Genomic DNA, 13,386 nt, shown 5'->3' with positions numbered 1-13,386 from the left:
GAACATGTCGCTCACGCTCGATTCGTCGCTCGAGGAGGCCCTCGGCACGACTCCGGCGAAGACCCTCGATCGTGCTTTCGGGATGACATCCGTGGGCGATCTCCTGTCGCACTACCCGCGGCGGTACGCCGATCCCGGCGAGCTGACGCCGATCCGCGAGCTCCCGATCGGCGAGACGGTGACGATCGTCGCGGAGGTGCTGTCGTCGAGCGCCCGCGCGATGCGCAACCGGCGCGGTGCCATGGCCGAGGTGATCATCGGCGACGGGATCGGCAAGATGTCGCTGACCTTCTTCGCGAAGAACCTCGGGGCGGCGAAGTGGCGCACCGAGGAGCTCGCGGTCGGCCGGCGCGGCGTCTTCTCCGGCAAGGTCGGCGAGTTCAACGGCACGACCCAGTTCTCGCATCCCGAGTACGAGCTGTTCGACGATGAGGACGCCGCCCGTCGGCGCGCGGATGCACGGGCGGCCGTGCTCATCCCGATCTACCCCGCGACGGCGAGTCTCCAGACCTGGCAGATCGCGAAGTTCGTCGGCCGTGTGCTCGACGCTCTGTCCTCGGTCCCGGAGCCGCTGCCCGACGACGTGCGCCGACGCCACGAGCTGCTGACGGCCCGCGAGGCGCTGGAGCAGATCCACCGGCCGAAGACGCGCAACGACATCGACCCCGCTGTCCGCACGCTGCGCATGCACGAGGCGCTCACGCTGCAGACGGCCCTGCTGCAGCAGCGCGATGCGGTGAGGGCGCTGGCGGCCACCGCCCGTCCGGCCTCGTCCGGCGGACTGCTCGAGCGATTCGACGCGGCCCTGCCGTATTCGCTGACCCCCGATCAGCAGACCGTGGGCGAGCAGGTCGCCGCCGACCTCGTCGCCCCCTGGCCCATGAACCGGCTCGTGCAGGGAGAGGTGGGGTCGGGCAAGACCCTCGTCGCGCTGCGCGCCATGCTGCAGGTGGCCGAGTCGGGTGGCCAGGCCGCGCTGATCGCACCCACCGAGGTGCTCGCCGGCCAGCACCTGCGATCGATCACCAAGATGCTGGGTCCCCAGCTGGCCCCGCTCGTGATGCCCACGCTGCTCACGGGACAGCTCCCGGCCGCCGAACGTCGCAAGGCTGCGCTGCGCGTGGCCTCCGGGCAGGCGCTGATCGTCGTCGGAACTCACGCCCTGCTCGGCGAGAAGACGACTTTCGCCGATCTCGGTCTCGTCGTCGTCGACGAGCAGCACCGGTTCGGGGTCGAGCAGCGCGAGGCGCTGCGCGCGAAGGGATCGAGTCCGCACGCGCTCGTGCTGACGGCCACCCCCATCCCGCGCACCGTCGCGATGACGGTGTTCGGCGATCTCGACACCTCCGTGATCCGTACCATGCCGAAGGGACGGGCGGGCATCGAGTCCTTCGTCGCGCCGCTTGCCGAGCATCCAGGGTGGTTCACCAGGGTGTGGGAGCGCGCCGCCGAGGAGATCGCGCAGGGCAGACAGGTGTTCGCGGTGTGCGCGGCGATCGACACGGCGAAGAAGACCGCGGAAGCGGGGGAGCAGCTCGCTCCGCAGCCCGAGGGCGCCTCCGGTCCGCGCTGGGGGGTGGTGCAGCTCGACGAGGCGCTCGCGACCCATCCGCGACTCGGGGGCCTCCGCAGGGCTGTGCTGCACGGGCGCATGCCGTCCGAGGAGAAGGACGCGGTCATGCAGGCGTTCGCTCGGGGAGAGATCGATCTGCTCCTCGCCACGACGGTCATCGAGGTCGGCGTCGACGTCCCCAACGCGTCGACGATGATCGTCCTCGATGCCGACAGGTTCGGCGTCTCTCAGCTCCATCAGCTGCGCGGACGAGTGGGCCGCGGCGGCGTGCCGGGGCTCTGCCTGCTCGTCACCGAGGCGGAAGCGGGCTCCGTGGCGCGGGAGCGCGTGGATGCCGTCGCGGCGACGCTCGACGGATTCGCCCTCGCGGAGGTCGACCTCGAGCTGCGCGGCGAGGGCGATGTCCTCGGCGCGGCACAGGCCGGCGTCCGATCGTCCCTGAAGCTCCTCCGAGTCGTCAAGGACTCGAACCTCATCGTCACGGCGCGCGAGCTCGCCGAAGCGATCCTGTCCGCCGACCCGACATTGGCGTCGAACCCGGGTCTCCGCTCGGCGATCGCGCGGCGGGTGAGCGACGAGGACCGCGCGGCTCTCGCGAAGAACTGAGCCTTCGGGGCGTGCCCTAGGCTGGTGCCATGAGCAGTCGGATCGCCGTCGTCCCCGGTTCGTTCGATCCGCCCACCCTGGGTCATCTCGATGTGATCCGGCGCGCGGCGGGGCTGTACGACGAGCTGCACGTGCTCGTCGTGCACAACCCCGGCAAGGAGGCGATGCTGCCGATCGCCCAGAGGATGACGCTGCTCGAGCAGTCGATCGCCGAGGACGGCGTCGACGGCAACGTGATCGTCGGTTCGTGGAGCATGGGCCTGCTCGTCGACTATGCGCGCGATGTCGGCGCCGGGGTCCTGGTGAAGGGCATCCGGTCGCAGATCGATGTCGCGTACGAGACGCCGATGGCGATCGTGAACCGGCACCTCGCCGACATCGAGACCGTCTTCCTGCTGCCCGACCCGTCGCACGCGCTGGTGTCCAGTTCGCTCGTGCGTCAGGTCGCGGGTCTCGGCGGCGACGTGTCGCCCTTCGTGCCTCCCGCTGTCGCGGCGTTCCTGGACACGGGAGCGCGCGGGATCTGACTCCCGTGCGGGCGGCCGCCGCGCACTCAGGTCGGAGCCAGCTCCCCGGCATCCTGAGCCGGTAGAATCGACGGGTGCGTTCCCGCCTGAATGGTCCCTTCGTCCTCCCCGTCCGCGACATCGTCCGCAAGCCGGGCGAGATGCGCGAGCATGTCTTCCCCGTCACTCTCGCCGAGTCCTGGGGAGAGGGGATCGTCGCGTTCGACGCGGGCTCGACCCTGGACGTCGATGTGCGCCTGGAGTCTGTCCACGAGGGCATCCTGGTGTCCGGCACGGCCGACGGAGAGTACTCCGGCGTGTGCGGTCGGTGCCTGATCGACATCGCTCGGCCCGTCGAAGTCGAGTTCCAGGAGCTTTTCGCGTATCCTGGTGAGGAAGAAACTGACTTCGAGGTTCAAGACGACCACGTGGATCTTGAAACTCTTGTCAGGGATGCGGCCGTACTGGCCCTTCCATTTCAGCCGGTGTGTCAGCCGGATTGCCCCGGGCTCGACCCGAAGACGGGCGAGAGGCTGACCGAGAGCATCGGAACGGAGCAGGCGGCTCCCATCGATCCTCGATGGAGCGCGCTCCAGCAGATCACAGACCAGGACGGCGGGGCAGAGAGCCGCGCCGCCGAGAAAGAAGAGAGCTAGTCATGGCTGGTAACCCCCCGAAGCGCAAGGTATCCCGTTCGAACACCCGCTCGCGCCGCGCGCAGTGGAAGGCGGAAGCTCCTGCCCTCGTCAAGACCATCGAGAACGGCAAGGTCGTCTACAGCCGTCCCCACCAGGCGAAGGTCGTCACCGACTCGCAGGGCACCGAGCTCTTCCTCGAGTACAAGGGTCGCAAGGTCGCAGACGTCTGAGTCGCGAGCCATCGTGACAGAGGTCCCTCGGGGGACGAGACCTCTCCCCGACAAGCTCCGCGTCGACATCGACGCGGAGCTTCTGGAGTTGGCGCTCACCCACCGGTCGTACGCCTACGAGCACGGGGGCATCCCGCACAACGAGCGCCTGGAGTTCCTCGGCGATTCGGTGCTGGGTCAGGCCGTGACGGTCATGCTGTTCACCACCCACCCCGAGCTCGACGAGGGAGAGCTGGCGAAGCGACGTGCGAGCGTCGTCTCGACGGTCGCCCTCGCGGAGGTCGCCCGCGGCATCGGCCTGGGGCGGCATCTGCTGCTGGGGCGAGGCGAAGAGCAGACCGGTGGCCGCGACAAGGACTCGATCCTCGCGGACACCATGGAGGCCGTCATCGGCGCGACGTATCTGTCGGCCGGACCCGAGGCGGCGACCGAGCTCGTGCTGCGACTGACGAAGCCGCTGCTCGCCGACCCTGAGCGGTACGGCGCGGCGATGGATCCGAAGACGAGCCTGCAGGAGCTCGCGGCTCGCGTGGGTTCCACGCCGCCGCAGTATTCGGTGGAGGCGAGCGGTCCGGATCATGACCGCCGCTTCACCGCGACCGTCGTCGTCGGCGACGTCACGATGGTCGGCACCGGAAGCAGCAAGAAGACCGCAGAGATGGCGGCCGCGCTGAGCGCCTGGCGCCTGATCAACGAGCGTGCCTGAGCTCCCCGAGGTCGAGGTGGTCCGCGCCGGGCTCGCCCCTGCTGCGGTCGGCGCGCTCATCACGGGTGTGAGCGTCTTCGATGAGCGCGCGCTCACCCGGCATGTCGCGGGCGCTGAGGACTTCGCGGCTCGTCTCGAGGGCCGCACCTTCTCGGCGGCGGCGCGTCGGGGCAAGTTCCTGTGGCTGCCCCTCGACACCGGCGCATCCGCCCTCATCGCTCATCTCGGGATGAGCGGACAGATGCTTCTGAGGGCCCCTGAGGCTCCGGCGGAGCGACACGAGCGCGTCCGGATCGGCATCGAGCATCCGAGTCACGGCGAGCTGGCCATCGTCTTCGCCGATCAGCGCACGTTCGGATCGCTCGCGGTGGACACTCTGGTGCTCGACGGGCCGACCGCCATTCCCACGCAGGTCCTGCACATCGCGCGGGATCCGCTCGACCCGCACTTCGACGATCCGGCCTTCCGCACGGCGCTGACGCGCCGCAACAGCGCCATCAAGCGCGTCCTGCTCGATCAGCAGGTCGTCAGCGGCATCGGCAACATCTACGCCGATGAGGCGCTGTGGGCGGCGCGGATCCATCCCGAGACCCCGGCCAGCGCTCTCTCGACGCAGGCCGTGCGACGACTTCTCGCCGAGGTGCGGACCGTGCTCGCGAAGGCGCTGGCGGAGGGCGGCACGAGTTTCGACGCCCAGTACGTGAACGTCAACGGTCAGGCCGGCTACTTCGCCCATTCCCTCAACGCCTATGGACGCGGCGGTCAGCCGTGCCCGCGCTGTGGCGGCCCGATCCGCCGCGAGGCGTTCATGAACCGGTCGAGTCACTACTGCCCGCGTTGCCAGCGCCGCCGACTCTGAGGTCACGCCGCGCGGAAGGACCGATCCAGGAGCGCACGGGTCGCGTGCGTGCTCGCCCCGACGACGAGGATGCCGACGGCTGACGCGATCGTGAGGAGCGACAGCGGTGCGGCGATGAGCGCGATGCCGAGGAGCGGGAAGACGAGCACGTCGGCGCAGAGCGCGGATCCGAGCGCGGTGACGAGCAGCGGCGACATGATGGGCGTGCATCGCCCGGCCGGATGATCCCCGGCCGGGCGCCTGCACCGCCCGGATGATCCTCAGATCCGCTTCTGCCACGCCCCCGCGTACGAGACAGGACGGAACCCGATCGCCTCGTTGATGCTCAGCATCGGGCGGTTCTCCTCGGCGTTGAACGTCGACACCACGGGCGAGTCCGGCATCAGCTCGCGCCACCGCAGGAGGTTCGCGCATTTCACGATCATGCCGAGCCGGTGGCCTCGGTGGTCCTTCGCGACGAGCGTGCCGAGCTGATGCGTCGCCGAGGTGCGGTCGGCGGCGATGAGCAGCTCGTTGTATGCGACCAGGTCGCCGGTCGGCACGTGCTGCACCGCGACGACCGACACGGCCTGCCCTGCACTCGTGAGGCGGGTGTCGCGCCGGACGACCCGGTCGGCATCCCACTGCTCCGCGACGAACTCCATGTCGCCCGCCGGGGCGTCGGTCGTCAGGCGCGCCAGCACTGCGGCGTAGCCGGCTCGGTGCTCCGCCGGCGTGGGTGCGAGCCAGTGCACGATGCGGTAGTCGGCTCCGGCGATCGCCTCCGCCGCCGTGAGCGCGGTGCGCAGCGGGGTCGGGTCCGCACGCAGGTCGAGTTCGCTGTTGCGTTCGACCTGCTCGAACGCGAAGCCGCGGGCCGCGAGGGCATCGGTCAGCGGGATCGCCGGCACCCGACCCCATCCGGTCTTCGGCACGAGCATCCGGTCGCCCTCGATGGGACGGTGCAGCGTCCAGGTCTGCAGGAGGTCGCGGCCGCGGCTCGATGCCTCCTGCTCGGCGAGGTCGAGCAGGGCGTCCTCGACGCCGGTGCCCCAGTTCTCCTCGGGGACGAGCAGATCGATCTCCGCGGCGCGGGCATCCTCCTCCTGCGCGTAATCGACGGTGATCATGCCGACGATGTCGTCGCCCATTCGGGCGACGAACCCGGTGTGGAGGGTGTCGGTCGCGTCCTGCCACGATGCGAGCATCTGCGAGGCATCGGGCGCGAGCTCGGGCAGACCGACGGCCTCGTCGCAGATCCGGCGGTTGAGCGCGCCGTAGGCGCGGAAGTCCGCCGCATCGTCGTCGTCGAGGGATCGCGGGACGGAGAGCGGAGTGATGCGGAGCGTGGTGGTGGTCATGTCAGTTCCTTCTGCCAGGCGCCTTCATAGGAGATGGGCACGAATCCCATCGCCTCGTTGATCGAGAGCATGGGGCGGTTCTCCTCGGCGTTGTATGTGATGACGTCCCGGGACTCCGGGGCGACGTCGGGCCATGCGAGGATCGCGGCGCACTTGATGAGCCGGCCGAGGCGGTGCCCGCGGTGGTCGGAGAGCACGAGCGTGTCGTGCTGCATGGTGGTGCCGCTGAGGTCGGGACCACCGCCGATCTCCGTGAAGCCGGCGAGCTCGCCCGTCGCGATGTGCTCGGCCGCGGTCACCATGATCGTCTGGCCCATCTCCGCGATCCGAGCCTCCGCGGCCGTCACACGGTCGGCATCCCAGGACTCCTCGTCCGATTCGAGATCGGCGGACGGGGCGTCCGTCGACATGCGGGACTTCATCCACGCATAGCCGTCGAGCCTCTCCGGAGGTGTGGGCAGCACCCACTGCACGACGCGGTAGTCCTGCGCGAACGCTCTGGCCTCGTCGAGCAGCACGGCGGCTGCCGACAGGGTCTCCTCGGTGAGGTCCAGCCGGCTGATGCGGTAGACCTGCTCGAGGCGGAAGCCGCTGCGTCGGAGGAATCGCGCGACGTGATCGTCCGGAACGCTGCCGAGACCGGTGGCGGCCTCGATGCGCGGGGCGTCGCTGGCCTGCTGCTCGGTCCAGTTCTGGATCACCGTGCGGCCGTGCGCGCGGGCGACGGCGTCGATGTGCGGCAGGACGGCGGTCCCGATGCCGCGGCCCCAGACCCGGGGGAGGATCTCGATCGATGCGATGACGACCCGGGATCCCTCCTCGTGCGGGATGTCGACGACGGTCCGGCCGACGGTCTCGCCGTCGATCCGGACCGCCCAGACGACGGTGGTGCGCTCCTTCCGTGATCGGAGGAGCGGGAGCAGGGCCTCGGGCTCGAGGTCCTGCTCGGTCCGCCCCGTCAGCTCCCGGCAGACCTGATTGCGGACGCGGGCGAGTTCGCGGAACGCTCCCGCGTCCGCCGCATCCGCCCGGGAGGGGATCTCGAGCGGATGCAGCGTCGCCTCGGCGGTGAGTCGGATGCTCATGCAGTCCTCCGGGTCAGCGCAGCTGACGCTGCAGGTCGTACGTGAGCAACGCGAGGTTCTCGCCGACGGACCGGTCGCGTCGCTCGAGTCCGAGCGGATCGATCCCGCTCGTTCGGGGCTGACGGACCGGATGCGGGCGCTGCGCCCTCTGGAGCAGCCAGAGGCCGACACGGAGGGAGAGACGGTCGGCGAGGCCGAGGCCGCGCAGCTCGTCGGGTGCGGGGATCTCCAGGACCTGACGGTCCTCGGTATCCGGTGGGTGGGTGGTGCTGCGGTACAGCGTGGTGTTCACGATGAATCCTTCGATGGGAGTGGGATGCGGTGCGGAGAGCGTCCGTAGGCGTCGTCGAGAGGCCGACGGAGCGCGATGGAGTCCAGGAACGCGCACGCTCGGGAACGGAGCGGGAACCGCGTTCGGGAGATCGCGATCTGGAGAAGATCAGCGGGATGCGCAGACGCGCGGCAGAGAAGGCCCAGTTCAGGCCGGAATTCTCTGGCTTCGGTGCTACGAGAGACCGTTGCGACGGACGCCGGCGGCTACCGAGTGCGCGAGACGCGGCGCAAAGGGCGCGGCGAGGCCAGTGGCCTGTGCAGTCATGAGAGTGATCATCGGTAACCTCCTTTCGAGTGGCGATCCGGTGGTTACCGTAGCGAAGGTGCGCCGCGCGCGTCAAGCATCCGATCTCCGTCACGGCGTGTCGCGCCCCGTCCGTTCTCGGCCTCCACCCGCGCGGGATGCCGGTCCTGGCGGGGGATTCCGATAGCGTATGGGCGTGATTCACCCCGGAAGCGCGGCGCGCGTATGCATCTGAAGAGCCTGACCCTCAAGGGGTTCAAGTCCTTCGCGCAGCCGACCAGCTTCGTCTTCGAGCCGGGCGTGACCTGCATCGTCGGCCCCAACGGATCCGGCAAGTCGAACGTCGTCGACGCGCTCGCGTGGGTCATGGGCGAGCAGGGAGCGAAGACGCTCCGCGGCGGCAAGATGGAGGATGTCATCTTCGCCGGCACCTCGACACGCGGGCCGCTGGGCCGCGCGGAGGTCCAGCTCACCATCGACAACAGCGACGGCGCCCTCCCGATCGAGTACGCCGAGGTGACGATCAGTCGAACCCTGTTCCGCAACGGATCCAGCGAGTACGCGATCAACGGCGAGAGCTGCCGACTGCTCGATCTGCAGGAACTGCTCAGCGACTCCGGTCTCGGCCGCGAGATGCACGTCATCGTCGGTCAGGGGCGCCTCGACACGGTGCTGCAGGCATCGCCGGAGGATCGCCGCGGCTTCGTCGAGGAGGCCGCCGGGATCCTCAAGCATCGACGGCGCAAGGAGAAGACCCTCCGCAAGCTCGATGCGATGGAGACGAACCTCACGCGCCTCAGCGACCTCGCCGGAGAGATCCGGCGTCAGCTCAAGCCTCTCGGCCGGCAGGCGGAGATCGCACGCGAGGCGCAGACGATCGCGGCCGTGGTGCGCGACGCCAAGGCCCGCCTCTTCGCCGACGACGTCGTGGCGCTGCGGACCGCACTGGCGGACCACACCCGCACCGAGCAGGAGCGTCACACCGAACGCCTGGTGCTGTCCGATCAGGCGGAGGTCGTCCGCGCCGGCATCGCACGTCTCGAACAGGACCAGAACTCCGTCGCCGTGGATCAGGCTCGCGGCATCGCGTTCGGACTGGAGCAGGTGCAGGAGCGCATGCGCGGGCTGTACACGCTCGCCAACCAGCGGCTCGCCCTGCTCGGGTCGGAGGACGACGACGCCGCGGTGACCGCGGTCACGGTCACGCAGAGCACGATCGACGAGGCGAAGGACGACATCACCGAGATATCCGCGGGTCTCGGCGACGCGCAGGACGCAGCGACGCTCGCCAGCCGCGAAGTCGTGCATGCGCGCGCCGAGCTCGACACGCTCGACGTGGACATCGCCGAGCAGAGCGCTCTCGTCTCGGAGTACGACATGCGCATCTCGGCGCTGCGCGGCACCGCCGACGCCGCGGCATCCGCCCTCGCCGCGGTGCGGGGCGCCGTCCTCCGGCAGCAGAACGCCCTCGAGGCCGCGGAAGCGCGTCGCCGAGAGGCGGCGGACGCGCTCGAGAGCATCGACGACGCAGAGGCCCCCGAGGGGACGGCCGCCGAGCACTCCGCGGCCTACGACAGTGCACAACGCGCCGCGACCGCCGCGGAAGCCGAGCGCGAGACCCTGCGCGAGCGGCTGCATGCGGCCGAGCGTGAGGCGGACTCGCTCACGGCCAAGGCCGCAGCGCTCAGCAGCGCCCTCGCTCTCTCCGGCGGGGCGGCCGAGATCGTCAAGACGGGCGGCGCGGGCATCCGCGGGCTCGTCGGCGATGCCGTCCAGGTGAAGGCCGGCTATGAAGCCGCCGTCGCCGCCGTCCTCGGCCCTCTCGCCGAGGGCGTTCTCGTCGAGGGCGCGTCCGATGCCTACGCGCTGGCGAAGGAGGCGGCCGATCAGCGACGCGGCGTGGTCGACTTCGTCATCGCCGATGCTCCGCGCCCGATCGTCGAACTCCCGGTCCTGCCCGGGGTGACGCCCGCGATCGAGACCGTCGCGGCCCCGGACGGCGTCCTCGGGATCCTGTCGCACGTCCTCATCGCCGACGGCCTCGACGAGGCGAGAGCGGCGCGCGGCGCCCTCGACGCCGCCGGGGACACGACCACCACCGTGGTGACGAGCGCCGGTGACGTCGTCACGGCGCAGACGCTGCGGACGGGCTCAGGGGGAGAGCGCTCCCGCCTGGAGCTCGCGGCCGAGCGGGATGCCGCCAGCGAACGGCTCGCGGAGATCCAGGTCGTCGTCGACTCGCTGCGCGAGGCGCGCGAGGAGGCGAACGAGACCGTGGAGACCACCAGGCGGCAGGCGAAGGACGCGCTGCGCGCGCTGCGCGAGCACGACGCCGCGCTCGCGACGCATGCCGAGCAGGTCAATCGCATCACGGTGACGCACGAGTCCGCGGTCGCCGAATGCCAGCGGCTGGAGACCGGGCTCGCACAGGCGCAGGATGCGGTCGAGGACGCGGAGCGGAAGGCGGAGACCGCGAAAGCCGAGCTGGACGCCGCTGTGTCGGCCCCGCGCCCCGTCCTCGACGCGTCCGCCCGCGACGGACTCCTGGAGTCGCTCGAGCTCGCCCGAGAGGGGGAGGTGCGCGCCCGCCTGGAGATCGAGACGCTCCGGGAGCGCGTCCGCGCTGCGCAGGCGCGCGTCGCCGCCCTCGAGCGGCAGCGGGAGCAGGAGCGCGATGCCGCGGCCGAAGCCGCCCGTCGCGCCGTCATCCGGCGCGCGCAGCGCGAAGCGGCGGTCGGCGTCGCCGACGAGCTGCCGAGGGTCCTCGACTCCCTGGACCGCTCTGTCACGGAGGCGCGCCTCGCTCTCGCGGAGGCGGAGGCGGCGCGCTCCGCTCAGAACGAGGAGCTCACGGCGCTCCGTGCGCAGGAGACGTCACTGCGCGAGCGTCTCGCCGGCCTCACCGAGAGCGTCCACGGCCTGGAGCTGCAGATTCATGAGAAGAAGCTCCACCTCCACAGTCTGCTCGAGCGCGTCGCCTCGGAGCTCGCGCTGGACGAAGATATTCTCATCGCGGAATATGGGCCGGACCAGCTGGTTCCCAAGGACCCCGGCGCCGAGCCCGTCGACGGCGAGCTCCTCGACGACGGCGCGATCCCGTTCGATCGGCGCATCCAGCAGCGGCGACTCGCCGACGCCGAGCGGAAGCTCGCTCAGCTGGGCCGGGTGAATCCGCTCGCGCTCGAGGAGTTCGCGGCTCTCGAACAGCGACACGCGTTCCTCGCCGAGCAGCTGTCCGATCTCACGCAGACGCGGCAGGACCTGCTGACCATCATCGCGGACCTCGATGAGCGCATGCAGACGATCTTCGCCAGTGCCTTCGAAGACACCAAGGAGGCGTTCGGCGAGGTCTTCCCGCTGCTGTTCCCCGGGGGGTCGGGGAGCATCTCCCTCACGGATCCGGACAACATGCTGACGACCGGCATCGAGGTCTCCGTGCGCCCGGTCGGCAAGAAGATCGAACGCCTCTCGCTGCTGTCGGGAGGAGAGCGCTCCCTCGCCGCCGTCGCACTGCTCGTCGCGATCTTCAAGGCCCGCCCCAGCCCGTTCTACATCCTCGACGAGGTCGAGGCGGCGCTCGACGACGCCAACCTCGGCCGGCTCCTGACGGTGTTCGAGCAGCTCAGGGAGAGCTCGCAGCTGCTGGTCATCACGCACCAGAAGCGCACGATGGAGATCGCGGATGCGCTGTACGGCGTCTCGATGCGGCAGGACGGAGTCTCGGCGGTCGTCGGACAGCGCGTGGGGGATCGCGCGGCGGCGGTCGGCTGAGCCGGAGTTGTGCTCAGAGCGTAGGGCGTGATCCCGGCCGACGCGGACGCTACCCGTAGGCTGGAGTCATGGCGGAGAAGTCCTGGTCCCTCACTCGCGCGCTGCGCGGGATGTTCGTCAAGCCCACGATCGACGAGACGACGTGGGAGGACCTGGAGACGGCGCTCATCACCGCAGACTTCGGCCCCGACATCAGCGAGCGGGTCGTGGACGAGCTGCGCGCCAAGGTGGAGCGCTTCCGCACGACCGATCCCAGGGATCTGCACCGGATGCTCCGGGAGACGCTCGAGGAGCACTTCGCGAAGTTCGACACTACGTTGAAGCTCACCGAGCGACCGGCGGTCGTGCTCGTCGTGGGCGTCAACGGGGTCGGCAAGACGACGACCATCGGCAAGTTCACGAAGTTCCTCCGCGGGTACCAGCGCAGCGTCGTCGTCGGCGCCGCCGACACGTTCCGCGCGGCTGCCGTCGACCAGCTCGCGACCTGGGCTCAGCGCGGGGGAGCGGCGATCGTCCGTCCGCAGCAGGAGGGTCAGGATCCGGCATCCGTCGCGTATCAGACGATCGAGTACGCACAGCGCGAGGGCATCGAGATCGCGATCATCGACACCGCGGGGCGCCTGCACACCAAGGGCGGCCTGATGGACGAGCTGTCGAAGATCCGTCGCGTGATCGAGAAGCAGGCGCCCATCAGCGAGGTGCTGCTGGTGCTCGATGCGACGACCGGGCAGAACGGCGTCATGCAGGCCGAGGCGTTCCTGCAGCACGCCGGAGTCACCGGGCTGGTCCTCACGAAGCTCGACGGGTCCGCCAAGGGCGGCTTCGTGCTCGCGGTCCAGGAGCGCACCGGCATCCCGGTCAAGCTCCTCGGACAGGGCGAGGGCATCGACGACCTGACCGGTTTCACCCCCCACGTCTTCGTTCAGTCGCTGGTCGGCTGAGACGGGGCTACCGCCGCGAGCACGAGGCTGGTTTCATAGCGTTATGGCGATCGAACACGACTATTTCGGACTCCTCTCCTCAGGACCCGACGGCTCGATCTTCTGGTCGGAGACCGTCGATCTGGGTGACCAGAGCGTCACCGTCGACCTCACCGCGCCCGATCAGGACGACGTGTCCGCGGACGCGCTCGACATCGCCGCGTCTCTCATCGCCGGACTCGAGACCGTCGACGCCACCGCGCGGCGCGGCATGCTGTCGGAGGTCGACGATCGCACCAGCGAGGTGACGGAGTACATCCTGCAGCAGCAGGAGGCGTACGGCGACGAGCTCGCCGACGTCCTGGTGGACGTGAGCGGCGACGCCGCCGTCGACATAATCCGATCGCTGCGGCTCATGAGCATGACGATCCTCGCCGACGAGCACGGCGGATCCGAGCCCTTCGCCGTCCTGGAGTACGCCCTCGACGCGGACACCACCGACGACGTCCTCCTCGTGAACCTCGGGTCGGACGGCAGCGTCCAGTCCGTCATGAGCGCCGACTGACGCTCGTGCA

13 protein-coding genes are annotated in these 13,386 nt (G+C 69.9%); 9 read left to right on the top strand and 4 right to left on the bottom strand.

The annotated features are described in order from the left end of the window. The first annotated feature begins 4 nt into the window (after positions 1 to 4). From A4X16_RS00280 to mutM, 6 genes are all read left to right on the top strand, one after another. A complete protein-coding gene (locus A4X16_RS00280; RefSeq protein WP_067114843.1) occupies positions 5 to 2,179 on the top strand; it encodes an ATP-dependent DNA helicase RecG in 2,175 nt (724 codons plus the stop codon). Between the two features lie 29 nt (positions 2,180 to 2,208). After that, the gene (coaD, locus tag A4X16_RS00275) at positions 2,209 to 2,706 is read left to right on the top strand and encodes a pantetheine-phosphate adenylyltransferase (RefSeq protein WP_067114841.1); all 498 of its coding nucleotides are present in this window, start codon (positions 2,209 to 2,211) and stop codon (positions 2,704 to 2,706) included. 86 nt (positions 2,707 to 2,792) lie between these two features. After that, entirely contained in the window at positions 2,793 to 3,341 is a 549-nt protein-coding gene (locus A4X16_RS00270; protein ID WP_067115271.1) for a YceD family protein, read from the top strand. A 2-nt stretch (positions 3,342 to 3,343) separates the two neighbouring features. Continuing rightward, positions 3,344 to 3,553 (top strand): 50S ribosomal protein L32, encoded by a 210-nt coding sequence (gene rpmF / locus A4X16_RS00265; RefSeq protein ID WP_013586329.1) that lies wholly within the window; start codon positions 3,344 to 3,346, stop codon positions 3,551 to 3,553. 13 nt (positions 3,554 to 3,566) lie between these two features. After that, complete coding sequence (rnc, locus tag A4X16_RS00260; RefSeq protein WP_067114839.1) at positions 3,567 to 4,259, top strand: ribonuclease III; 693 nt, start codon at positions 3,567 to 3,569, stop codon at positions 4,257 to 4,259. After that, a complete protein-coding gene (mutM, locus tag A4X16_RS00255; RefSeq protein ID WP_067114838.1) occupies positions 4,252 to 5,118 on the top strand; it encodes a bifunctional DNA-formamidopyrimidine glycosylase/DNA-(apurinic or apyrimidinic site) lyase in 867 nt (288 codons plus the stop codon). The genes rnc and mutM overlap by 8 nt, the downstream gene beginning before the upstream one ends. 2 nt (positions 5,119 to 5,120) lie before the next feature. Here the strand turns inward: mutM and A4X16_RS00250 are convergent, their stop codons facing one another. The 4 genes from A4X16_RS00250 to A4X16_RS00235 form a co-directional block, all read right to left on the bottom strand. Next, positions 5,121 to 5,315 (bottom strand): hypothetical protein, encoded by a 195-nt coding sequence (locus A4X16_RS00250; protein WP_067114827.1) that lies wholly within the window; start codon positions 5,313 to 5,315, stop codon positions 5,121 to 5,123. Between the two features lie 63 nt (positions 5,316 to 5,378). Further along, positions 5,379 to 6,458 (bottom strand): GNAT family N-acetyltransferase, encoded by a 1,080-nt coding sequence (locus A4X16_RS00245; RefSeq protein WP_067114825.1) that lies wholly within the window; start codon positions 6,456 to 6,458, stop codon positions 5,379 to 5,381. Then, complete coding sequence (locus A4X16_RS00240) at positions 6,455 to 7,543, bottom strand: GNAT family N-acetyltransferase (RefSeq protein WP_067114822.1); 1,089 nt, start codon at positions 7,541 to 7,543, stop codon at positions 6,455 to 6,457. Before A4X16_RS00240 ends, A4X16_RS00245 begins: the two co-directional genes overlap by 4 nt. A gap of 13 nt (positions 7,544 to 7,556) precedes the next feature. Then, positions 7,557 to 7,835 (bottom strand): hypothetical protein, encoded by a 279-nt coding sequence (locus A4X16_RS00235; RefSeq protein WP_067114821.1) that lies wholly within the window; start codon positions 7,833 to 7,835, stop codon positions 7,557 to 7,559. Positions 7,836 to 8,345: 510 nt separating this feature from the next. Between A4X16_RS00235 and smc the strand changes: the two genes are divergently transcribed. From smc to A4X16_RS00220, 3 genes are all read left to right on the top strand, one after another. Next, complete coding sequence (gene smc, locus A4X16_RS00230; RefSeq protein WP_067114819.1) at positions 8,346 to 11,891, top strand: chromosome segregation protein SMC; 3,546 nt, start codon at positions 8,346 to 8,348, stop codon at positions 11,889 to 11,891. Positions 11,892 to 11,959: 68 nt separating this feature from the next. After that, entirely contained in the window at positions 11,960 to 12,832 is an 873-nt protein-coding gene (gene ftsY / locus A4X16_RS00225; RefSeq protein ID WP_067114817.1) for a signal recognition particle-docking protein FtsY, read from the top strand. 43 nt (positions 12,833 to 12,875) lie between these two features. Beyond that, positions 12,876 to 13,376, top strand: coding sequence for a DUF2004 domain-containing protein (locus A4X16_RS00220; protein WP_067114815.1), 501 nt, complete (start codon positions 12,876 to 12,878; stop codon positions 13,374 to 13,376). Positions 13,377 to 13,386 lie beyond the last annotated feature (10 nt).

It is taken from the genome of Microbacterium sp. H83 (assembly GCF_001650405.1).
In the GTDB taxonomy this organism is placed as follows: Bacteria; Actinomycetota; Actinomycetes; order Actinomycetales; family Microbacteriaceae; genus Microbacterium.
The sequence above is the reverse complement of the archived record's forward strand: the minus strand, read 5'-3'. Positions and strand labels throughout refer to the sequence as shown.

Coding starts and splice junctions, on each gene's coding strand:
- A4X16_RS00220 (WP_067114815.1), top strand. CDS start 12,876: ATGGCGATCGAACACGACTATTTCGGACTCCTCTCCTCAGGACCCGAC.
- ftsY (WP_067114817.1), top strand. CDS start 11,960: ATGGCGGAGAAGTCCTGGTCCCTCACTCGCGCGCTGCGCGGGATGTTC.
- smc (WP_067114819.1), top strand. CDS start 8,346: ATGCATCTGAAGAGCCTGACCCTCAAGGGGTTCAAGTCCTTCGCGCAG.
- A4X16_RS00245 (WP_067114825.1), bottom strand. CDS start 6,458: ATGACCACCACCACGCTCCGCATCACTCCGCTCTCCGTCCCGCGATCC.
- A4X16_RS00250 (WP_067114827.1), bottom strand. CDS start 5,315: ATGTCGCCGCTGCTCGTCACCGCGCTCGGATCCGCGCTCTGCGCCGAC.
- coaD (WP_067114841.1), top strand. CDS start 2,209: ATGAGCAGTCGGATCGCCGTCGTCCCCGGTTCGTTCGATCCGCCCACC.
- A4X16_RS00240 (WP_067114822.1), bottom strand. CDS start 7,543: ATGAGCATCCGACTCACCGCCGAGGCGACGCTGCATCCGCTCGAGATC.
- rpmF (WP_013586329.1), top strand. CDS start 3,344: ATGGCTGGTAACCCCCCGAAGCGCAAGGTATCCCGTTCGAACACCCGC.
- A4X16_RS00280 (WP_067114843.1), top strand. CDS start 5: ATGTCGCTCACGCTCGATTCGTCGCTCGAGGAGGCCCTCGGCACGACT.